The organism is Rhizobium sp. 862_C5_N1_2, from assembly GCF_051811205.1.
GTDB lineage: Bacteria > Pseudomonadota > Alphaproteobacteria > Rhizobiales > Rhizobiaceae > Rhizobium > Rhizobium leguminosarum.
Window position 1 is genome coordinate 4,448,946 of record NZ_JBPWPT010000001.1, and the last position, 21,426, is coordinate 4,470,371.

The 21,426-nt window shown below is 60.5% G+C and carries 21 protein-coding genes, 1 tRNA gene and 1 pseudogene; 9 read left to right on the forward strand and 14 right to left on the reverse strand.

Annotated features, from left to right (window positions below; translation table 11 throughout):
- Positions 1-131: 131 nt before the first annotated feature.
- From ACD590_RS21905 to ACD590_RS21945, 9 genes are all read right to left on the reverse strand, one after another.
- Positions 132-881, reverse strand: a complete 750-nt coding sequence (locus ACD590_RS21905) for an ABC transporter ATP-binding protein (RefSeq protein ID WP_168298838.1) — start codon at positions 879-881, stop codon at positions 132-134.
- Positions 878-1,711 carry an ABC transporter ATP-binding protein gene (locus ACD590_RS21910; protein ID WP_439003351.1) on the reverse strand — a complete coding sequence of 278 codons (834 nt, stop codon included), beginning with the start codon at positions 1,709-1,711 and terminating at the stop codon, positions 878-880. Before ACD590_RS21910 ends, ACD590_RS21905 begins: the two co-directional genes overlap by 4 nt.
- On the reverse strand, positions 1,708-2,643 hold the full coding sequence (locus ACD590_RS21915) for an ABC transporter permease (RefSeq protein ID WP_168298839.1): 936 nt from the start codon (positions 2,641-2,643) through the stop codon (positions 1,708-1,710). Before ACD590_RS21915 ends, ACD590_RS21910 begins: the two co-directional genes overlap by 4 nt.
- Positions 2,640-3,707 (reverse strand): ABC transporter permease, encoded by a 1,068-nt coding sequence (locus ACD590_RS21920; protein ID WP_018244088.1) that lies wholly within the window; start codon positions 3,705-3,707, stop codon positions 2,640-2,642. Before ACD590_RS21920 ends, ACD590_RS21915 begins: the two co-directional genes overlap by 4 nt.
- An 18-nt stretch (positions 3,708-3,725) precedes the next feature.
- A complete protein-coding gene (locus tag ACD590_RS21925) occupies positions 3,726-5,369 on the reverse strand; it encodes an ABC transporter substrate-binding protein (RefSeq protein ID WP_439003352.1) in 1,644 nt (547 codons plus the stop codon).
- 38 nt (positions 5,370-5,407) lie between these two features.
- Entirely contained in the window at positions 5,408-6,466 is a 1,059-nt protein-coding gene (locus ACD590_RS21930; protein ID WP_131704840.1) for a dipeptidase, read from the reverse strand.
- Between the two features lie 267 nt (positions 6,467-6,733).
- Positions 6,734-7,759, reverse strand: a complete 1,026-nt coding sequence (locus ACD590_RS21935) for an ABC transporter permease (RefSeq protein WP_018244091.1) — start codon at positions 7,757-7,759, stop codon at positions 6,734-6,736.
- 34 nt (positions 7,760-7,793) lie between these two features.
- On the reverse strand, positions 7,794-9,335 hold the full coding sequence (locus ACD590_RS21940) for a sugar ABC transporter ATP-binding protein (RefSeq protein WP_439003353.1): 1,542 nt from the start codon (positions 9,333-9,335) through the stop codon (positions 7,794-7,796).
- 69 nt (positions 9,336-9,404) lie between these two features.
- Positions 9,405-10,334 (reverse strand): sugar ABC transporter substrate-binding protein, encoded by a 930-nt coding sequence (locus tag ACD590_RS21945; protein WP_018244093.1) that lies wholly within the window; start codon positions 10,332-10,334, stop codon positions 9,405-9,407.
- A 374-nt stretch (positions 10,335-10,708) separates the two neighbouring features.
- On the opposite strand from ACD590_RS21945, the gene ACD590_RS21950 reads away from it, so the two are divergent.
- Entirely contained in the window at positions 10,709-11,206 is a 498-nt protein-coding gene (locus ACD590_RS21950) for a DUF1993 domain-containing protein (RefSeq protein WP_439003354.1), read from the forward strand.
- 28 nt (positions 11,207-11,234) lie between these two features.
- Here the strand turns inward: ACD590_RS21950 and ACD590_RS21955 are convergent, their stop codons facing one another.
- Positions 11,235-12,779 (reverse strand): alkaline phosphatase family protein, encoded by a 1,545-nt coding sequence (locus ACD590_RS21955; RefSeq protein ID WP_439003355.1) that lies wholly within the window; start codon positions 12,777-12,779, stop codon positions 11,235-11,237.
- Positions 12,757-13,740, reverse strand: coding sequence for a UDP-glucose 4-epimerase GalE (galE, locus tag ACD590_RS21960; RefSeq protein ID WP_018517028.1), 984 nt, complete (start codon positions 13,738-13,740; stop codon positions 12,757-12,759). Before galE ends, ACD590_RS21955 begins: the two co-directional genes overlap by 23 nt.
- A gap of 246 nt (positions 13,741-13,986) precedes the next feature.
- Here galE and ACD590_RS21965 point away from each other — a divergent pair, with 246 nt between their 5' ends.
- Both ACD590_RS21965 and ACD590_RS21970 read left to right on the forward strand, forming a co-directional pair.
- Positions 13,987-14,631 (forward strand): ThuA domain-containing protein, encoded by a 645-nt coding sequence (locus ACD590_RS21965; RefSeq protein WP_439003356.1) that lies wholly within the window; start codon positions 13,987-13,989, stop codon positions 14,629-14,631.
- 161 nt (positions 14,632-14,792) lie between these two features.
- Positions 14,793-15,362: pseudogene (locus ACD590_RS21970) on the forward strand (GNAT family N-acetyltransferase).
- Between the two features lie 34 nt (positions 15,363-15,396).
- Here ACD590_RS21970 and ACD590_RS21975 read toward each other — a convergent pair.
- Positions 15,397-15,651 carry a DUF2934 domain-containing protein gene (locus tag ACD590_RS21975; RefSeq protein ID WP_018448355.1) on the reverse strand — a complete coding sequence of 85 codons (255 nt, stop codon included), beginning with the start codon at positions 15,649-15,651 and terminating at the stop codon, positions 15,397-15,399.
- Between the two features lie 198 nt (positions 15,652-15,849).
- Here ACD590_RS21975 and ACD590_RS21980 point away from each other — a divergent pair, with 198 nt between their 5' ends.
- Together ACD590_RS21980 and ACD590_RS21985 are read left to right on the forward strand one after the other, a co-directional pair.
- Positions 15,850-17,286: a DUF6880 family protein gene (locus tag ACD590_RS21980; protein ID WP_439003357.1), complete on the forward strand. Its 1,437-nt coding sequence runs from the start codon at positions 15,850-15,852 to the stop codon at positions 17,284-17,286.
- Positions 17,287-17,322: 36 nt separating this feature from the next.
- A complete protein-coding gene (locus ACD590_RS21985; RefSeq protein ID WP_439003358.1) occupies positions 17,323-17,883 on the forward strand; it encodes a DsbA family protein in 561 nt (186 codons plus the stop codon).
- Positions 17,884-18,085: 202 nt separating this feature from the next.
- On the opposite strand, the gene ACD590_RS21990 is transcribed toward ACD590_RS21985, so the two are convergent.
- Positions 18,086-18,175, reverse strand: a tRNA-Ser gene (locus ACD590_RS21990).
- Positions 18,176-18,481: 306 nt separating this feature from the next.
- Here ACD590_RS21990 and rplU point away from each other — a divergent pair.
- The 4 genes from rplU to ACD590_RS22010 all read left to right on the forward strand — a co-directional run bounded on the left by rplU (position 18,482) and on the right by ACD590_RS22010 (position 20,469).
- Positions 18,482-18,799 carry a 50S ribosomal protein L21 gene (gene rplU / locus ACD590_RS21995; RefSeq protein WP_003543907.1) on the forward strand — a complete coding sequence of 106 codons (318 nt, stop codon included), beginning with the start codon at positions 18,482-18,484 and terminating at the stop codon, positions 18,797-18,799.
- Positions 18,800-18,832: 33 nt separating this feature from the next.
- Positions 18,833-19,102, forward strand: coding sequence for a 50S ribosomal protein L27 (rpmA, locus tag ACD590_RS22000; protein ID WP_003567620.1), 270 nt, complete (start codon positions 18,833-18,835; stop codon positions 19,100-19,102).
- Positions 19,103-19,228: 126 nt separating this feature from the next.
- Positions 19,229-19,885 (forward strand): GNAT family N-acetyltransferase, encoded by a 657-nt coding sequence (locus tag ACD590_RS22005; protein WP_017966066.1) that lies wholly within the window; start codon positions 19,229-19,231, stop codon positions 19,883-19,885.
- Entirely contained in the window at positions 19,882-20,469 is a 588-nt protein-coding gene (locus ACD590_RS22010) for a GNAT family N-acetyltransferase (RefSeq protein WP_018244103.1), read from the forward strand. The genes ACD590_RS22005 and ACD590_RS22010 overlap by 4 nt, the downstream gene beginning before the upstream one ends.
- Before the next feature lie 33 nt (positions 20,470-20,502).
- Here ACD590_RS22010 and ACD590_RS22015 read toward each other — a convergent pair whose 3' ends face one another.
- Complete coding sequence (locus ACD590_RS22015) at positions 20,503-21,369, reverse strand: endonuclease/exonuclease/phosphatase family protein (RefSeq protein ID WP_112905554.1); 867 nt, start codon at positions 21,367-21,369, stop codon at positions 20,503-20,505.
- Positions 21,370-21,426: the final 57 nt, after the last annotated feature.

Consider the following 21,426-nt stretch of genomic DNA (forward strand, 5'->3'; position numbering starts at 1 on the left):
AAACGTTAACGGGATCATGACAGAAGCAAGGCAGCTGTCAATAGTCTAGTCGAATGGTCGTCTTTTAGGAAAACATTATCCTTAACAGCGCCGCCGATCTTTTCTTTTCAAAGGTTTGAAAAGATTGGCTTTCAGGCTTTCACGAAACCCTTGCTCGCGATCATCAAATTTCTCGTATAGTCCTCATGAACCGCACCCTTCGCCAGTTCCTGCGAGCTCAACCGCTCGACGACGGCGCCGTTGCGCATCACGGCGAGCCGCTCACACATATGGGTGACGACACCGAGATCGTGGCTCACCATCACGAAGGTGAGCTTGCGGTCGCGTCGGATCTGCTCCAGCAGGTTCAGCACCTCGGCCTGCACCGAGGCGTCGAGCGCCGATGTCGGCTCGTCGAGCAGCAGGATCGACGGTTCCACGATCAGCGCCCGGGCGATCGCCACACGCTGGCGCTGGCCGCCGGAGAGCTGGTGCGGGTAGCGGAAACGGAAACCATTGCCGAGGCCGACCTCGTCGAGCGCCCGGGCGATGCGCTTCTCGCTGTCGGCGATGCCGTGGATTGCAAGCGGTTCGAGCAGAAGCCGGTCGATGGTCTGGCGCGGATGCAGCGAACCATAAGGATCCTGGAAGACCATTTGCACGCGCCGGTAGAAAGACTTACTGCGTTTCGACCCTTTCAACACTTCGTCGTCGATGTGGATCGCGCCGCCGCTTACCGGCGCAAGTCCGGCAACGGCCCGCAGCAAGGTCGATTTTCCCGAGCCGGACTCACCGACGAGGCCAAAGGATTCGCCGCGTTCGACGGCGATGCTGACATCCTTCAGCGCATGAAAATGGTCGTAGACGACGCTGAGATTGTCGACTTGAAGAGCTGCGCTCATGCCGCCCACTCCGGCTTGCGGTCGAGCACCGGCAGCGGATGGCGGTTTGCACCGATCTCGGGCATGCAATTCAGCAGTCCTTGCGTATAGGGATGCTGCGCATGTTTGAGATCGGCCGCCGCCAGTTCCTCGACGATCTTTCCGGCATACATGACGATGACGCGGTCGCAGAAGGAAGAGACCAGCCTCAGATCGTGGGAGACGAAGATCAGCCCCATGCCGCGCTCGGACACCAGCTTGTCCATGATCCTCAGCACGTCGAGCTGCACCGTCACGTCGAGCGCCGAGGTCGGCTCGTCGGCAATCAGCAGCTCAGGTCCGGCAATGAGCATCATGGCGATCATCGCCCGCTGCCCCATGCCGCCCGAAACCTCGTGCGGATGCAGGTCGAAGACACGCTTCGGGTCGCGGATCTGCACCGCTTCCAGCATGGCGAGCGCGCGCTCGCGCGCCTCCGCCTTGCCGACCTTCTCATGTGTGCGCAGCGTCTCGCAGATCTGCCGTCCGATCGACATGACGGGATCGAGCGAATATTTCGGATCCTGCAGGATCATGGCGATGCGCTTGCCCCGCAGCCTGCGCCTTTCGCCGGCAGACGCATTGATCAGATCGATGCCGTTGAAATCAAGCCTGTCGGCCGTGACGATGCCGTGTTTCGGCGTCAGGCCCATGATCGCCCGTCCGGTCTGCGACTTGCCGGAACCGGATTCGCCGACGATGCCGAGCCTTTCCTTGCCGAGCGTGAAGGAGACGCCGCGCACGGCCTCGATCACGCCCGTGCGCGTGGGGTAGCTGACCTTGAGCTTGTCCACCGTCAGAAGTGTCGTCATTGGCCGCTCTCCTTCGGATCGAGCGCGTCGCGCAGGCCGTCGCCGAGGAGATTGAAGCCGAGGCTGACGATGAGGATGGCGATGCCGGGCATCGCCGCGACCCACCATTGATCGAGGATGAAGCGCCGGCCCGAGGCGATCATCGCACCCCATTCCGGCAACGGCGGCTGCGCCCCGAGGCCGAGGAAACCGAGACCGGCCGCCGTCAGGATGATGCCCGCCATGTCGAGCGTCACGCGCACGATCAGCGAGGAAATGCAGAGCGGCATGACATGGCGCACGACAATGCGAAGCGGCGAGGCACCCATCAGCTTCACCGCCGAAATATAGTCGGAACGCCGGACCGCCAGCGTCTCGGCACGAGCGATGCGCGCATAGGGCGGCCAGGAGGTGATGGCGATGGCGATGATCGCATTCTGGATGCCGGGACCGAGGGCTGCGACGAAGGCGAGCGCCAGCACCAGCTTCGGAAAGGCAAGGAAAATATCGGTGATGCGCATCAGCGTCGCATCCACCCAGCCTCCGGCATAACCGGAGACGGTGCCGACGATCAACCCGATCGGCGCCGAGATGATGGCGACGAGCGCGACGACAAGGAGCGTCAATCGCGATCCGTAGATCAGCCGCGAATAAATATCACGGCCCTGGTCATCCGAACCGAGCCAGAATTCCCCCGTGCCGGGCGGCAGCAGGCGGGCGTTGCGCAGATCGCCGACAACGGGATTGTGCGTGGCGAGCACATCGGCAAAGGCGGCGATGAAAAGCAGCGCCACGATGATCAGCAGACCAACGACGGCGAGCCTGTTTGCCGTAAACTGCCGCCAGGTGACATAGGTGCGGCCGAGGCGGGCCTGCAGGCGCGATTGCGGCCGGTCGGAAAGCAGCCATTCGCGGCGGCTCATCGCAGGAGATGGGCTGGCATTGGCCGTCATCGGTTTCGCGTCCTCGGGTCGAGCGTCCGGTAGAGAAGATCGGACAGAAGGTTGATACCGATGAAGACCGTACCGATGACGATCGTGCCGCCGAGCACGGCGTTCATGTCGGCGTTCTGCAGCGAATTGGTGATGTAGAGCCCGATGCCTGGCCAGGAAAAGACGGTCTCGGTCAGCACCGATCCCTCGAGCAGGCCGGCATAGGAAAGCGCAATGACGGTAACGAGCGGCACGGCGGCATTGCGCAGTGCATGGCCCCAGATCACCCGCGTTTCCGAAAGCCCCTTGGCACGTACGGCGACGATATATTCCTGGGAAAGCTCGTTCAGCATGAAGCTGCGCGTCATCCGGCTGATATAGGCAAGCGAGAAGTAGCCGAGCAGGGATGCGGGCAGGATGATGTGGCGGAACACATCGTAGAACACATCCCATTGCCCCTGCCAGGCACTGTCCAGCAGGTAGAAGCCGGTGATCGGCGTGAACGTATATTCGAAGACGATGTCGATGCGGCCGGGAAAGGCCACCCAGCGCAGTTGCGCATAGAAGATCACAAGCGAGATCAGCGCCAGCCAGAAGATCGGCACCGAATAACCGATCAAGCCAATGACCCGCACCACCTGGTCGACGATGCTGCCGCGGCGCACCGCGGCGAGAACCCCGAGCGGCACGCCGACGAAAGCGCCGATCAGCGTTCCGAGCGTCGCGAGCTCCACTGTCGCCGGAAATGCACGGCGAATATCGACCATCACCGGATTGGTCGTCAGGACCGAATTGCCGAAATCGCCGGACAGGATGCCTTTGATATAGATGAAGAACTGCTGGTAGAGCGGCAGGTTGAAGCCCATCTCCTGGCGCACGCGCTCGACGACATGGTTGGGCGCGCGATCGCCAAGGATGGCGAGCACGGGATCGATCGGCACGACGCGGCCGATGAAGAAGGTGACGGCCAGCAGGCCGAGATAGGTGGTGACGGCGGCAAACAAAAACCGCCCTAACGCCTTTGCAAAGGCGCCGGCACGGCCCTTTCGGGGCCGCGCCTCCTGCGTTGTTTCGACGGTGCTCAAGTACTCAATCCTGCCGGATTATTCCTTGGCGATCGGACCGACGAAATTGGTGTCGAAGCTCGGACCCAGTTTGAAGTCCTTCAGGCTCTTGCGGTAGCCGGCCACTTCGATCTGCTGGAAGATGAAGACGAAGGGGCTGTTTGCCAGGTACTTCTTCTGGATATCCTGGTACATGGCGGCGCGCTTGGCGCCGTCGCGTTCCAGAAGTGCGGCCTTGGCTTGCTTGTCGAGTTCCGGCGCTTCCCAGGTGTTGCGCCATGCGAGCGTCTTCACCGTGCCTGCATCGGAATTGTCGGGGTTGCCGGTGAAGGTGTCGGCATTGGAATTCGGGTCGAAATAATCAGAACCCCAGTTGCCGATATACATATCGTGGGTGCGGGCACGATATTTGGTCAGCGTCTGCTTGCCGTCGCCGGGGATAATTTCCATCTTGACGCCGGCCTGTGCCAGCGTCTGCTGCATGGATTCGGCAATGCCCGTCACCGGCTGCGTGTTGCGCACGTCCATGGTGATCGAGAAACCATCGGGTACGCCGGCCTTGGCGAGCAGTTCCTTGGCCTTGGCGACATCGAGCTTGTAGGGATTCTCGTCGAGCTCACCGAGCTGTCCCTTTGGCAGGAAAGTCTGGTGGATTTCGCCGATCCCTTTGATCAAAGTCGCACCGATCGCGTCGTAGTCGACCAGATACTTAAAAGCTTCCTGGACTTCCGGCTTCTTCAGGTTCTCGTTCTTGTTGTTCAGGCTGACATAATAGATCGTGCTTTTCGGCGCACTCGTCGTCGCCAGATCGGCATTCTTCGCAACGGCATCGAGGTCGCCCGGCTCGAGATTGCGGGCGATATCGATGTCGCCTGCTTCGAGCGCTAGCCGCTGGGCCGAACTTTCCTTCATGTAGCGATAGATGACGCGATTGAGCTTCGGCTTGTCGCCGTAATAATTGTCATTGCGCTCCAGCACCACGACTTCGTTGGCGCGCCATTCGCGCATCTTATAGGCGCCGGAACCGGCATAGCCGGTCTTCAACCACTCATTGCCGAAATCATTGTCGTATTTGTGCTCGGCATCCGGCGTCACCGCCTTCACATGCTCCAGCACCAGCTTCTTGTCGACGACGGACGCGACGGTTGCCGTCAGGCAGTTGAGCACGAAGCTCGGCGCATAGGCCTTGTCGACCGTGAAGACGAAAGTGCCGGCATCGGCAGCCTTGGCTTTTTCCGTGACATTGTCGCCGGTCAGGCCGAACTGGGTGAGGATGAAGGCCGGGCTCTTGTCGAGCTTGACGGCGCGTTCGAAGGACCAGGCGACGTCTTCGGCGGTGACCGGGTTGCCGGAGGCGAATTTCAGGCCTGACTTCAGCTTGAACGTATAGGTGAGGCCATCATCGGAAACGCTCCAGCTCTCGGCCAGATCGCCCTTCACCTTCGACGTATCGTCCATGTCGAGACGAACGAGCAGACTGTAGCTGTTGGTGGTGATTTCAGCCGTCGAAAGCTCGAAAGCCTCGCCAGGATCCATCGTGATGATATCGTCGATGGCAACTCCTTCGACCAGCGTATCCTTCGGCGTCTCGGCGAAGGCGGCAGGTGCCGCCATCATCAGGAGCGAAAGCGCGGCTCCGGCGGATAGCATGCGAAAATTGCGGCTGAGTTTGGTCATCATCATGGTCTGTTCCCCTGTTTTTTGATTGGATTAGGAAAGGCTTAGGCGCGGTCCTCCCGCCAAGCTTGGGCCAGAATGCGAAGCCAGTTTTCACGGGCAAGTTTTGCGAGGTCGGCATCAGCATAGCCAACCTCCTTGAGAGCGGCAATCAGCTTCTGATTGCCAGCCGCATCACCGATTTCCTCTGGAATGGTGGCCCCGTCGAAATCCGATCCGAGCGCCACGCAGTCGATGCCGATGCGGTTCACGAGATAGTCGATATGGCGGATCATGTCGGCAAGCGGCGTATCGCTGTCCGAGCGGCCGTCGGCACGCAGCATGGCGGTGGCATAATTGATGCCGACGAGCCCGCGGCTTTCGCGGATCGCATCGAGCTGCCTGTCTGTCAGGTTGCGCGCGACCGGCGTCAGGGCGTGGGCATTGGAATGAGTGGCGACCAACGGCTGATCCGTCGTCTTCGCCACGTCCCAGAAACCCTTCTCGGTGATATGAGCAAGGTCGATCAGGACGCCGAGGCGATTGCATTCCCTGACCAGCGCGAAGCCGGCATCGGTCAGGCCGGGCGCCGTGTCCGGCGACATTGGGAAGGCGAAGGGCACGCCGTGCCCGAAGACATTGTGCCGGCTCCAGACCGGCCCGAGCGACCGCAGCCCCGCCGCGTAGAATACCTCGAGCGCCGAGAGATCGGCGCCGATCGCCTCGCAACCTTCCATATGCATGACGGCGGCAAAAATGTTATCCGCCATGGCGCCGCGGATATCCTTCACCGTCCGGCAGAGCCGCCAGGCGCCAGCCTCGTCGAGCCGCAGCGCGATCGCCGCCATTTCATTGGCGATGGCAAGGGAAGGCAGCGGGTCAAGAGGTGCCGCCATCGGCGTGATATAGCGACCGTTAGCATCCGGATCGGCAAAGACGAGATCGCCCGAGGGAATGTAGATGGCGCAGAGACCGCCCGAAAGACCGCCCTCTCTGGCGCGACGCGCATCGATATGGCCGACCGTCGTGCCGTCTGCGAATTCCGCGATCGGGTCGCTGCCGTCTTTTGAATGTGTCCAGAGTCGAAGGAGAACGTCGTTGTGACCGTCAAATACGAATTGCATCTGTCTTCCTGCGCTGCCCGAGCGGGCGAATGAAGCGGCAGAATAGAAAAGCTGACGGAATTCGCCACCTCTTTTTTTAAAAATCCGTCATCGACGCTGGAACAGGATGATTTTCGGCCAGTTCGGCTTAAAATCTGAATGCTCTTCTAAGTTAAATAGTTAGAGCGTGATGTCGTCCGAAAACCGCTCACATTCTTCGGCATCATGCTCTCAAAACGGAACGGGGGCCGAGGCCCCCGCAAAACTATCGGATCACGCTGCCGGAAATTAGTGCTTGCGCCGTTTCTTCTGTCTGTAGACGTCGATGACAACAGCCGCGACGATGATGAGGCCCTTGACGATCTCCTGGTAGTAGGCGTCGATCCTGAGGAAGGTGAAGCCGGAGGTCATAACGCCGAGAATGATGGTGCCGATGACTGTGCCGGTAATGCGCCCGACACCGCCGGTGAGCGAAGTGCCGCCGATGACGGTCGCGGCGATCGCGTCAAGTTCATATCCGACACCCATGCTGGCCTGTGCGGTTTCCGCACGTGCCGCGGTGACGATACCGGCAAGGCCGGCAAGCAATCCCGCAATCACATAGACCTTGACGAGATGCGCCTCGATGTTGATGCCGGAAACACGCGCGGCCTGCGGATTCGCGCCGATGGCATAGGTGAACTTGCCGTAGCGGGTGTAGCGCAGCGCGATATGAAAGATCAGTGCAACGACCAGGAAGACGACAACCGGCCAGGCTTTCGTTCCGATGAAATGAAACTGCTCGGTGATCCCGGAAACCGGCTGTCCCTTCGTATACCACTTCGCCACGCCTCTGGCCGAAACGAACATACCAAGCGTGGCAATGAACGGCGGGATCTTCGTGTAGGCGATGAGCGCGCCGTTCGCGAGGCCGGCCGCCGCCCCGATCAGCAGACCGACGACGATGGGCACGAAAGCCGGCAGGTCGGTCAGCGAGGGAAAGACGGCCCGTCCCCAGGTCGAGGACTGGGCAAAGCTCGTTGCGATCATCGCCGTCATGCCGACGACCGAACCTGACGAAAGGTCGATGCCGCCGGTGATGATGACCTGCGTGACGCCGACGGCGATGATGCCGATGACGGAGACCTGCAGGATCATGATCGTCAGACGCTGCGAATTCATCAGGAAGCTTTGGCCGATGAACATCCAGCCGAGCACTTCGTAGATGAGTGCGATGCCGACGAGCACGAGGAAAATGCTGAGTTCCGTCGGTATGCGCCGCCGCCTTTGCCGGGTTGCGAGCGGAGCCGCGCTCTCTGCTGCCTTGGTAGTCATGTCAAACCTCCCTTGGACGATCGCCGTCGACGCATCACTGCGCAGCCAGCTCCATCACCTTTATCTGCGTTGCTTCGTCGCGATTGAGGAAACCGGTCACGCGTCCCTCGTGCATGACCATGATGCGGTCGCTCATGCCGAGAACCTCGGGCATCTCGGACGAGATCATCACCACCGCCACGCCGTTTCGCGCCATCTCCACGACCAACCGGTGGATTTCCGCCTTGGCGCCGACATCGATGCCGCGCGTCGGCTCGTCAAGGATGAGGATGCGCGGATTGGTGAGCAGCCAGCGGCCGATCAGCACCTTCTGTTGATTGCCGCCCGAAAGATTTTCCACCCGCTCGTAAAGATTGGGCGTTTTCACGCGCAGCTTTTTTGCCATGTCTTCGCAGGTTGCCTCGACTGCGCCCTGCTGCACGAAGCCGCCCTTGACGTATCTGTCCTGCAGAACGGCGATCTGCATGTTCTCGAGAATATCGAGGATCAACAGGCAGCCGGTATCTTTCCGGTCTTCGGTCAGGAACGCCATCCGATTGCGGATGGCCTCGGTCGGCGAAGAAATGGTCACCGGCTTGCCGTAGAGCTCGGTCGAGCCGGAACTTGCCGGCGTCACGCCAAACAGCGTTTCGGCGACATTCGACCGGCCGGAGCCGACCAGGCCGGCCACACCGAGGATTTCGCCGGCCCTGACCTCGAAGGAGACGTTCTTGAAAACGCCGTTGAGACACAGATCCTTGACGGAGAGCATGACCTCGCCGATCGGCACCTCTTCCTTGGGAAACATCTGGGTGATCTCGCGCCCGACCATCATCCGGATGATGTCGTCGCGGGTGACGTCGGTCGAGGCATGCGTGCCGATATATCGGCCGTCACGGAAGACGGAGAACTCATCGGCGATCTCGAAGAGCTCGTTCATCTTATGGGTGATGTAGACGATGCCGATGCCCTGGGCCTTGAGGTCGCGGATGATACGGAAAAGATGCTCGACCTCGCGCTCCGTCAGCGCCGAAGTCGGCTCGTCCATGATCAACACGTCGGAATTATAGGAAACCGCCTTGGCGATCTCGACCATCTGCCGGTTGGCGACCGACAGGAACCGGACCTCGATATCAGGATCGATTGCGATATTGAGCCGGGTAAACAACTCCTCGGTCATGCGGTGCATCACGCCGTGATCAATGAAGCCGAGGCGGTTCTTCGGTTCGCGGCGAATCCAGATATTTTCGGCAACCGTCATGAACGGCATCAGGTTCAGTTCCTGATGGATCATGGCAATGCCGTTCTCCAGCGCGTCGAGCGGAGATTTCAGCTGGATTTCGATCCCCTTCAGGCGAATATCGCCCTTGTCGGGCGTGTAGATACCGGCGAGGATCTTCATCAAAGTCGATTTGCCGGCGCCGTTTTCGCCCATCAGCGCATGCACGGAAGCGCGCTTCAGTCGGAACTGCACGTCGTCGAGGGCGACGACACCAGGAAACTCCTTGCGGACACCCTCGGCGCTCAAGAGATATTCCGCATTCGGAACTGCGCCGCTCGCGCGCACAGCGGCCATGGTTGTCGGGCTGACGGCCATATCATCTCCTCCGGATACGGGTAGGCGAAAAGGATGCGGGCTTTGCCCGCATCCTGCTTGGCCTTCGCCTCAGTTCTTGGTGACGAAGTCCTTGACGTTGGCGGGCGTCACGAGCTGGAAGGGAATGTAGACCTTCTTGTCGATCTTTTCGCCCTTGGCGAGCTTGAGCGCTGCATCGAGCGAGCCCTTGCCCTGGCCGGCGGCATCCTGGAACACCGTGACGTCGAGATCACCCGCCTGCATGGCGGCAAGCGCGTCCTGCGTGGCGTCGACACCGCCGACGACAACCTTGGTCATATCCTTGCCGGCTGCCTTCAGCGCCTGGATGGCGCCGATCGCCATTTCGTCGTTGTTGGAGATCACAGCGTCGAATTCGATGCCGCTGGAGAGCCAGTTGGTCATCAGGTCGGCGCCCTGGGTGCGGTCCCAGTTCGCCGTCTGCTCTTCGACGATCTCCAGGCCCTTGCATTCATCCGTCTTGATGACGTCGTGGACGTCCTGGGTCCGCATGCGCGCAGCCTGGTTGGAGAGCTCGCCCATGATCACGACGGCCTTGCCCTTGCCGCCGAGAATGCGGCAGATTTCCTTGGTTTCCAGCGTGCCGGATTCCTGCTCGTTGGAAGCGACGAAGGCCTGCTTGTCCGGCAGCGTGTCGACGTTGACCGGCTGACGGTTGACGTAAACCAGCGGAATGCCGGCATCGGCCGCGAGCTTCGACATTGCCGTGGTCGCATCGGTATCGACAGGGTTGACGATGATTGCATCGACCTTGGAGGCGATGAAATTCTGGATCTGGCTCTGCTGCTTGGAAACGTCGTTCTGTGCGTCTTCGACCTGCAGCGTCACACCGCTGAGTGTCTTTGCATAATCGGTCATGCCGTTACGCAGAACCGTCAGGAAATTGTCGTCGAATTTCGCCATCGAGACGCCGACCGTTTCCGCGTGAGCCGCCGTCGACATGACGAGCGCCATCGCAGTGCCCAGGATAAACTTTTTCATTTTACTTCCTCCACAAAGCGGTGCCCGGCTGCACCCTCCTCACGCCGGAGCCCCAGGCATTTGCTCTGAAGCCGCAATTCCCCGCGCCACCTCTCCCGCGGCGCTCCACAAAAACGGAACAAACAAACCGTCAAATCCGCTCTGCGGAATATTCATTCCATTTTCTGGGGGCGACGTCAAGTATCTTTAGCGGCGTCAAGATATGGATGAGAGCGCAATGCCATGCGGGCTTCAGGACCGAGGCCCGCATTGCCGGTGTTGTGAAAGACGAAACGAGCATCCATCTATGCAGGGTCGAAGACAGGCTCACGGCCGCAGACGCCTTCGATCTCTCGCCGCGACCCAATCATTTGAAGATTTTGGAGACAGGACAGATGTCCATTTCGATGTATCGCCTCACCGTTCCGATGTTCCAGCGCGGTCTCGCCAGCCTGAAAACCTACCTCGACAAGGCCGAAGCCTATGCGAAGGAAAAGAATATTGATCCCGTCATATTGGTCACCGCTCGCCTTGCGCCCGACATGCTGCCGCTCTCCGGCCAGTATCAGCGCGCCAGCGACACCGCCAAATTTGCGCTCGCCCGCCTGACGGCGACCGACGCCCCGAAGTTCGAGGACAACGAAACGACGTTCGACGACCTGCGTGAGCGCCTGGCAAAGACCGAAACCTATCTCGCCGGCTTCTCGGCGGAAGCACTGGAAGGCACCCAAACCCGCCAGATCACCCTGCCGGGAAAGAGTGGTATCGTGCTGCCGGGTGACGAATACATCGCCACCTTCGCCCTGCCGAACTTCTACTTCCACGTCGCGACGGCCCACGCCATCCTGCGTAGCCAGGGTGCTCCGATCGGCAAGCGCGATTATCTCGGCTGAACCCTAGTTCGGCTCGGCTAGACTAACATCAGGGCCGGTGGGTCACCGGCCCTCTTTCCGTCAGTTCGGTATAAGCGAGCGTCTGATCGAGATGCCGTGCTCGGAGCGACAGCAGCTTCTCGGCATAGTCGAGCCTTATCGCCGCATAGGCCGGATCCGCCGCGACATTGTCGAGCTCCATCGGATCATCGGCAAGATTGAAAAGGAGCGGCGGCAATGCGGTAAAATGCACATATTTGAACCGCGCGTCGCGGATCACCGCGAGATTGCATTCATTGGACCGCAGCCGGAAATGCCGCTCGGCCTCGCCATGCGCAATGTCGCGGAAATCGAACTCCCAAAATGCCGCGTCCCGCCAGTTCTGTCCGCTCCCACCCCTGACAAACGGCATGAGCGACCTGCCATCGAGCCCGTTCGTCGCGTCGACGCCGAGCCTTTGGCAAAGTGTCGGAAAAATATCGGCAGCGCTGGTGAATTTGTCGACGACCCCACCCGCAGCACTGCTTGAGGGATCGCGAATGACAAGCGGAATATGATAGCTGCCGTCGAAGAAGCCGCCCTTGCCGAGCGTCCAGTGATCGCCCGCCATCTCGGCGTGGTCGGAGGTGAAGACAACAAGCGTATCGTCCCAGGCATCCGCATCCTTGAGGGCCTGCCAGATACGGCCGAGCTGCGCATCGACCTCTGATATCATGCCGTAATAGATCGCCCGGACCGCAGCGAAATCCTCACCGTCCCAGTCGCTGAGCGGCCCCGTTGCACCGTGAATGAAGCTGCCCTTGTCGGAGCCTGGCATGGCATAGGCGAGGTAGGGATGACTGTCCTGTTCGGCTTCGCAGTTTGCCGCGCGTGCAAAAACCGGCCCGTCCCCCGGCTTGAACATTCGGTTGAACGGCTCCGGCACGGAGAATGGCGGATGCGGACGCAAGAAGGAGACATGCGCAAACCACGGCCTGTCCTGTTCGCCCACCCAGCGAATGAACTCGCCGGCCAGGAAAGCCGTCTGGGTCTCGTCGCGCGAATAGGCCGGCGCTGCATTCGAAATTTCTCCCGCTCCCGCACCGACGGGAATGTGAATATCGCGGCTGACGGCATCGGCATGGCCGCGGGACCGTAGCCAGGAGAGCCATTGTCTTTCGTGCTCCGGCAGAAGCTGGCGGGCCGTAAAACCCGGCAGCACGCCTTCGTAGGTCGTCAGATGCGGATCGCCGGCATCCATCCCGCGCGGATCGGGCGCCGTATCCGTGTAACCGAACAGCGTCGGGTCATATCCCGCCCGCCGGGCCGCCAGCGCCAGATTGTCAAAGCGGGTATCGAGCGGCGAACCGTTACGGCAGACGCGGTGGTTCATTTGATAGAGGCCGGTATAGAGCGTGGCCCGCGCCGGCGAGCAGGGTGCCGCGCCGGCATAGTGCCGCCGGAAGAGCGTGCCTTCCCGCGCCAGCGCATCGACACCAGGCGTCTTTACACAGGCGTGACCGACGGCTGACAGGCAATCGCCGCGCCACTGATCCGCCGTGATCAGCAGGACGTTCGGCCGGCGCGCCTTCTCAATGCTGGTTGGATTTTGCATGCCAATCCCAGGCGGAGCGGATGATCTCAGACAGATCATATTGCGGCACCCAGCCGAGCACGTCGCGCGCCTTGTCGTTATTGGCCACCAGCGTGTGCGAATCGCCTTCGCGCCGGCCGATATATTCGACCGGGAAAGGCCGGTTCGACACTTCTTCGATCGCGCCGAGCAATTCCTTCACCGTCGTGCCGGTGCCGGTGCCGAGGTTGAGCGCAACGGAATCGCCGCCCTTCAGCAGATATTCGACGGCGCGCACATGCGCATCGGCGAGATCCAGCACATGGATATAGTCGCGCACACAGGTGCCGTCGCGTGTCTCGTAATCGCTGCCGAACACCTTGAAGCCTTGGCGGCGGCCGAGTGCCGCGTCGATCGCCAGGGGTATTGCATGCGTTTCCGGCTGGTGCCATTCGCCGATCCGGCCCTCGAAATCGGCGCCGGCCGCATTGAAATAGCGCAGCACCACCGAGCGCAGGCTCCTGTACTGGTCGTAATCGGCAAGCGCCTGTTCGACGATATATTTCGTTCGCCCGTAGGGATTGATCGGCACCTGCCGATGCGTCTCGTCGAGCGGCACGCTCTGCGGCAGGCCGTAGGTCGCGCAGGTCGAGGAGAAGACGAAGGCATTGATGCCGGCCGCTTGTGCCGCCGAAAGCAGCGTCAACGTGCCGATCACATTGTTTTCGTAGAAGGAAACCGGATCCTTGACCGATTCGCCGACCTCGATCAGCGCCGCGAAATGCAGAATCGCCGCCGGCTTGTGCTTGGCCAGCACCTCATCCAGCCGGGCGCGATCGCGAATATCGCCCTCTTCGGCCGGCCCCCATCTGACGAACTCGCGATGACCGTTCGAAAAATTGTCGAAGACGACAGGCCTATAGCCCTTGTTCGCCAGGTCGAGGCACGTATGCGAGCCGATATAGCCGGCGCCGCCGACGACAAGAACCGTTTCACCTGCCATACACCACCCTATTGTTCACGAGAGATGGGAGAAGCCTAAACGAGTTACACGTCAATAAAAAGAAGGAACTGCGATCGGCGCAAACGGACAATACGTCAAATGCCGAAGCCGCCCGTCCGGGCGATGGGTGCCGGACCCGCAATATTCATGAATTATTCGCGTGATTTGCATAACCGCGCGATCTAAGGGGCTTCTACCACCATGTGATGATCAACGGTCTGCAGCCATCAGGCAGGGAGAGCGCGAATGAGGAAGGCATTGGTCGTTTGGGGCGGCTGGCAAGGTCATGAACCGGAGCAATGCGCTCATATCGTCGCCGACCTTCTGCGCGAGGACGATTTTGCGGTCGAGGTAACCGGCGATCTCGGCATTTTCGGATCTCCGACACTGACGAAGGCCGATCTGCTGGTGCCCATCATTACCGGCGAAACGCTCGAAAAGCCTCATGCTAGCGCCCTCGTCGAAGCGGTGCGCGGCGGGCTGGGGCTTGCCGGCCATCACGGCGCACTCGCCACATCCTTCAAGGAGAGCGCGCCTTTCCGTTATGTCTCCGGCGTCACCTGGGTCGCCCATCCCGGCAATATCATCGACTTCCGCGTCGCCGTCACCCGCCAGGACGATCCCGTCATGGAGGGCATCCCCGACTTCGACTATCGTTCGGAGCAATATTACCTTCATTACGATCCGACCGTCGAAATCCTTGCGACCACCACCTTCACCGGCGCCTACGATCCGGCAGCCCGCAATGTCGTGATGCCCGTCGCCTTCAAGCGCCATTTCGGTGCCGGCCGCATCTTCTATTCCGCCCTCGGCCATGTCGCAGCCGAATTCGACCATCCCTACATGCCCCTCATCCTGCGGCGTGGCCTGAGCTGGGCCGCACGCCAGTAGCGTCAGGGCGAACCGCACGCCGGCGAATGCCGACCGGCGGCGACAGCCGGACGACGTCGGCCGCTAAAGAATAAGCATTTCAAGCTGGTGGGCCGCCGCGGCTGATCGGCCGGCACGGGCGACTGCTTGCCGATCACCCGCCCGCGCCATAATTTGCCCGGATGCAGGATCGCTTCTCTTTCTTCCCCGCAACCACCGACCGCCTGGCCGATATCGAAGCGGTCTTCGACGATAGCGCCGACGGCCGGAATTGTCGCTGCGCCTACTGGTATCGTCCGAATGCCGACTACAAGGCAGGATGAGGCGAGGGAAATCGCAACTGGTTCCGAAGCCTCGTCGCCGAACGGCGCCCGCCCGGTATTCTCGGTTATCACGAGAATGAACCGGCCGGATGGTGCGGTGTCGCGCCACGCGCCGTATTCGACCGGCTGCGCCGTTCAAAACCCTTTGCGCCGGTGGATGACAAGCCGGTCTGGTCGATCAATTGCTTCATCGTCCGCAAGTCGTTCCGGCGGCAGGGTCTGTCGCGATTGTTATTGAAACACGCCGTCGAATTCGCAAGCGCGAACGGCGCCGAATGTCTCGAAGCCTACCCTGTCGATCAGGCAGCCCGTGCTTCGAACGGAGCCGAGCTCTATCCGGGAACGCTGTCGATGTTTCTGGATGCCGGTTTCGTCGAGGTGGCAAGACGCCTGCCGGCAAGGCCGATCGTCCGCCTGGAATGCCGCTGAATATTTCGGCAACCCAGGGATCGAAAAATACGGCCTAGCGAGCCGCCTTGATCTGCCGGTCGTTCTCGACGGCGGGCGCCGCCTCGTCATAGATCCGCATCAGCCGCCCGGCTGCCTTCAGCTTCTCGATGAGATCGTTTCCATCAGGCGAGGCCTTCGTCAGCTCCAGCTGCTCGAACTCCCTCAGCGCCTGCGCCCAATGGCTTTCCCCACGCCCATCCGGCCTGCCTTCCGATTCCCATAGTGAATAAGCGCGCTGGCTGACCCAGGCGTCTTTATTATGACTCATAATCAACCCCAGCGAGAAATTTGGAAGCAATATTCGACAGGCAACAAGGTGCCAAAACCGGCTTTAGGAGTCGTTACGAGGCAGCGTTAGTTTTTAGCTAATAGCGAGGCACAGAGGATTATCCCTGTGCACATTCCCGGACCTTGGCCTCGCACTGCCTGCAGGGTAGGGTCATCGCAGAAACGATAGCGATGACCGATGGCAGCCAAGACAACACTCAATGCGAAGAATCTTGAATCCCTTGGTGCGCAGCGCCTTGCCGAGCTGCTGGTCGAGATCAGCATGGGCAGTGCTGCCCATAAGCGACGGCTTCGAATGGAGCTTGCCGGCAATCACGGCAGCGCCGAGGTCGCGCGTGAGGTACGAAAACGGCTTGCCAGCATCGCCCGCGCTCGCACCCTCATCAACTGGCGCAAAGTGAAGGCGCTGAAGAGCGACCTGGAAACGCAGCGCAAGACGATCACAGAGACGGTTGCCGCCGATGATCCCCAGGAGGCTTTCGAACTGATATGGCAGTTCCTCGCCCTGGCGAATTCCATCTTTGAGAGATCCAACGAGAGCAGCGGTTCTGTCATCCAAAGTTTTCATCAGGCTTGCGAGGATGCTGCCGCAATCGCCGCGTCCGCCAAGATTGACTCCAATGTCCTGGCCGAGAAGGTGTTCAAAGCCGTGCAAGACGATGGTTACGGCCAGTACGACAACCTGATTGCGGCGATGGCGCCAGCTCTCGGCAAGGATGGTCTCGATTGCCTGAAAACCCTCTTCATCCAATGGTCCAAGGAGCCGAAAGACAAGCCGACGGAGGACAAGCGCGAGATCATCGGCTGGGGCAGCGCAGGCCCCCTTTACGAAGATGAGATCGACGGCACTCAGCGAGATCTGACGGTGCGCATAGCCTTGCAGGAAATTGCCGACGCCCAGGGCGATGTTGATGCCTACATTGGCCAACACCCCGAGGACGCGCGCAAGGCGCCGATGATAGCTGCCGACATCGCCAATCGTCTGCTCTCGGCCGGCCGGGCGAAGGAAGCGCTTGAGACGTTGGATGAGGCCGACAGGAGAGGCTGGGCCGACATGCCATTCGAATGGCAGCGCGCGCGCGTTGAGACGCTCGAGGCCCTGGGGCGTGCATCGGAGGCGCAGACCTATAGATGGACATGCTTCGAGCAGTCACTGTATGGCGAGCACCTCAAGGCTTTCCTCAAGCGGCTGCCCGATTTCGACGATCTTGAGGCCGAGGAGAAGGCATTTGTCCATGTTCGGGCTTTTCCTGACGTCCACCAGGCACTTGCGTTTTTTCTCAACTGGCCGGCGCCTGCCGAGGCGGCAAAACTTGTAGCGAGCAGGAAGGCGGAACTGGATGGCGATCTCTATGGGCTGATGACGCTGGCGGCCGAAGCTCTGGCGGAGAAACATCCGCTCGCGGCCACCATTGTCTTGCGCTCCATGATCGATTTCGCGCTCGATAGCGGCCGGTCCGGCCGCTATAAGCATGCGGCGAGGCATCTGGCGGACTGTGCATCCTTTGCGCCTCATATCGATGACTTCGGCAACACCAGATCCCATGACCTCTATGTCGCGGAACTCAAACGTCGGCACGGCAAGAAGCATGGCTTCTGGAGCCTGGTGACCTAAGTTGCTCCAGATACCTTACCCTCAGAGAGGAATTCCATGACGACCACTTCCTGGCATGCCGATCCGCTGACTTGGGGCACTGGTCCCCGCATCTTCGAAGCCTTTCTGGAGCCGACTTGCCCCTACTCGGTCAGAGCGTTCAACAAGCTCGACGAACTGCTGAGCCAGGCCGGTGAGGACAGGATCACCGTGAAGATCCGCCTGCAGTCGCAGCCCTGGCATATGTATTCGGGTGTCCTCGTCCGCTGCATCATCGCAGCCTCAACGTTGGAAGGCGGCAAGCAGACAGCAAAGAAAGTGATGGCCGCCATTGCAGCCCATCGCGAGGAGTTCGAATTCGAGCGTCACGCCGGCGGCCCGAATATGGATGTGACGCCGAACCAGATCATCGAGCGCCTGGAAGGCTACAGCGGCGTCAAGCTGAAAGAAGCCTTCGCAATCCCGGATCTCGACCGCGAGATCAAGTGGCACTGCAAATATGCCCGGCAGAACGGCATCCACGTCTCGCCGACCTTCATGATAGATGGGCTGGTGCAGGCAGATATGAGCAGCGGTGATGAGGTTGGAGTCTGGGTGAAGAAGGCGCTGGGTAACTGACGAGATCCCGCACCAAGAGCCACCCGTATATTTGTCTCCTGCCTGTTTCGCTCAATGGATATCGGGCAGAATCAGCGCAAGCAAAGCGCGATGTTTTGATTCGGGAACGGCTCTGGGTGCGGCCTTGGAATGCATGCGATTCTGACCGCCGGTCACGGCAATCTCCCGGTAATCTCAAACGTTAATAATCCCGGGAAATTTATGGCGGAGAGGGTGGGATTTGAACCCACGATACCCTTGCAGGTATGCCGCATTTCGAGTGCGGTGCATTCGACCACTCTGCCACCTCTCCGCGGTCTGGTCGGCGCTTGTTCGGCGCGGGCGTTCTCATAACGGGCAAATGACAGGCTGGCAAGCCGAAAAGTCGAACCATTCCATCCTTTTGCCTTGACAGCTTTTTGTCACTCGCGTATCTCGGCTGCGCAATAGGTTTGGAGAAATCCGTGCCTAGCTCGTCCTGCGTTTGCGTGGGGCGCTTCACCGGCAGGAAGAGTTCGAGGTTAGTCCTCTGAAATCCCTGCTTAACTTCGACTGATAAAAAGACGGCCACCTTGCTCAATCGGCGAGGAGAGCTGGAACGAACATGAAAGGATAAAAAATGTTCGCAGTCATCAAGACCGGCGGTAAACAGTACCGTGTGGCAGCCAACGACGTGCTGACCATCGAAAAGCTGGAAGCCACCGCTGGCGATTCCATTGAATTCACCGAAGTGCTCGTGATCGGCGAAGGCGCCGACGCTGCGATCGGTGCGCCCTTCGTAACCGGCGCCTCTGTCAAGGCAGAAGTCGTCGAACAGAACCGCGGCAAGAAGGTCATCGCCTTCAAGAAGCGCCGCCGTCAGAATTCGAAGCGTTCGCGCGGCCATCGTCAGCATCACACGGTCGTCCGTATCACGGACATCGTGGCTGCCAAGTAAGATCAACGGGACAAGGTTTAAAGGAGAACTCCAATGGCACACAAAAAAGCTGGCGGTTCCTCGCGCAACGGTCGCGATTCCGAATCCAAGCGCCTTGGCGTGAAGAAGTTCGGCGGCGAAGCCGTCATCGCAGGCAACATCCTCGTGCGTCAGCGCGGGACGCAGTGGCATCCGGGTTCCAACGTCGGCCTCGGCAAGGATCACACGATTTTTGCGCTTACCGCCGGCAATGTGAACTACCGAACGAAGGCCAACGGTCGCGTCTACGTGTCTGTCATGCCGAAAGCGGAAGCAGCGGAATAAGCCGGTAGCGCTCAAAAACAGCCGGCGTCTCATCGACCCGGCTGGCCGTATCAGGTTCAGTCTAGAAAACAGGGGAGATGGGGCGCCATCTCCCCTTTTTCTTTACCCCTCAAGGAGGACTGAACCATGCAAGGCGAATTGTTAAGGGCAGACCAATCACGGTCGCCCCGGGAAGACCAGCGGTCTTCCGAAGAACGGCTGAGGCCGGAACGGTTAAGGACCGATTGCCCTGTCTTGTTATCGGAAAGGCTCGTCATGCGCGCGCCCCACGAAGAAGACATCGACGCCCTTGCCCATCTCGCCAACAACGCCAAAGTCGCCACCATGGTATCGCGTATGCCGCACCCTTATACCGCCGATGATGCTGCTGACTTCGTGCGTCGCACGAAAAATGGCGATATTGGCAAGTGCGTCTATGCGATCACCAAGGCTGAAAATGGCGCCTTTATCGGCTGCTGCGGCGTCGAGCCGCATGCGGACGGCAGAACCGTCGAGATCGGTTACTGGCTGGGCGAGCCCTATTGGAACAAGGGTTATACGACCGAGGCCTGCCATGCCCTGGTCGATATGGTGTTCAGGACCCGCCAGGACGTCGATCAGATCGATGCCCGCTGCCGGGTAATGAACGTCGCCTCGCGCCGCGTCATCCAGAAGTGCGGCTTCCAGTTCCAGGGATCGGGGCTCGCCGCCTCGCTGGCGCTCGGCAGCAACGTGCCGGTCGAATGGTACAGGCTCGACCGAAAGACCTGGATGTCCCTCCGAAGCTGGGGGAACATCGCATGAGCACGACTGCGCTGCAAAGGCCAGAGGTCAAGCCGATGATGCCCGGCCCCGCGCCTGTTATCTCGACCGCCCGGCTGACGCTTCGCCCCCACAGGCTGAGCGATGCACCTGCGATCGCGGAATCGCTCTCCGATTTCGCGGTCACGCGCATGCTGTCCCGCGTACCCGCACCGTTCGACCGGCAGGATGCGCTGGACTGGCTGATCCCGGTCACCTCGGGCACCCTGCCCGACTGGCCGCTGGCGATCACCGATAAGGACGATGTCCATATCGGCAACGTCTCGATCGAGCTGCGCCACGGTCGCTGGCACCTCGGCTACTGGCTGAACCGCTATTACTGGCGGCGCGGCTATATGAGCGAGGCGGTGGCGGCGATCATCGAGCGCTTCTCGCGCCGCATGCCGGAGACGCCGATCCATTCCGGCGTCTTCGCCGACAACCCCGCTTCGCTGCGACTGCAGGAGAAGCTCGGTTTCCACATGACGGGTTGCGGCGAAATCTATTGTTTCTCTCGCAACACGATGGTGTCGCACATCGAAACCGTGCTGCAGCCGGGCATGCTGCAACCGCGAAAGGTTGCCTGATCAAAATCGAGACGTCGCCGCACCGGCGGCGTCTCAATCAACGATTTCGACCCATAGGGGGAAGTGATCGGAGCCCTCGGATTGCGTATCGATCCGAGCGGATTTCAATCGGCCCTCGAGGCCGCAACTGACGAAGCAATAATCGAGATGCATGCGTTTGCCGTGATCTTCGGGATCCATCCAGCTGTAACTCCCCGGGCGATAGGCTTCGAGCGCCGCAAAGGCGTCTATCGGCGTGCCGATCCGGGCGACACGGCCATAATATCCGCCGCCAGCACCGGCAAGCGCGCAATATTCCGGCGATTCCGGCTCCATGTTGAAATCGCCCATGATCACGTAATCCTCCGGCAGCGGCGGCTCCGGCAGATCGAATTCACCACCCCCCGTCAGCGATCCACCCTCCTGGACGAAGGCATTGATATGCGCGTTCAGAAATTGCAGCTGGCGGATGCGCTCATCGGCGGAGACATGGTCGAGATGCACGGAGTAGACGCGGATCGCCCCGCCGGGTGCTGCGATTACCGCTTCGGTTGCGCCGCGCTGCGGGTTGATCTTGCCGATCGTCCGGCTGCGCGGCAGAAGCAGCGTCCGGGTCGAGACAACAGGCCAGCGCGACAGCACCATGTTGCCGAACTGGAAACGGGTGCCCGGCACCGGCTGGAGCCCGCCTTCATCAGCTTCGACATGCATGTCGCAGGCTGGCCCATAGACCCAGAAATAGTCGGGAAAAAAGGCTGCAACATCGGCCACCATGTCGGCAAAACCGTTGCGGGAGAAACCGCGAGTCACCTCCTGCAGCGCGATGACATCGGCTCCCTCGAGGCTCCGGGCAATACGCGCCAGATCGTATCTGCCGTCGAGACCGAAGCCGTACTGTATGTTATAGCTCGCAAAATTCACGATAATCTTTGACCTCCGTCGGAACCGCCTATATCGAATGGGCCAAGACGGGCCGTC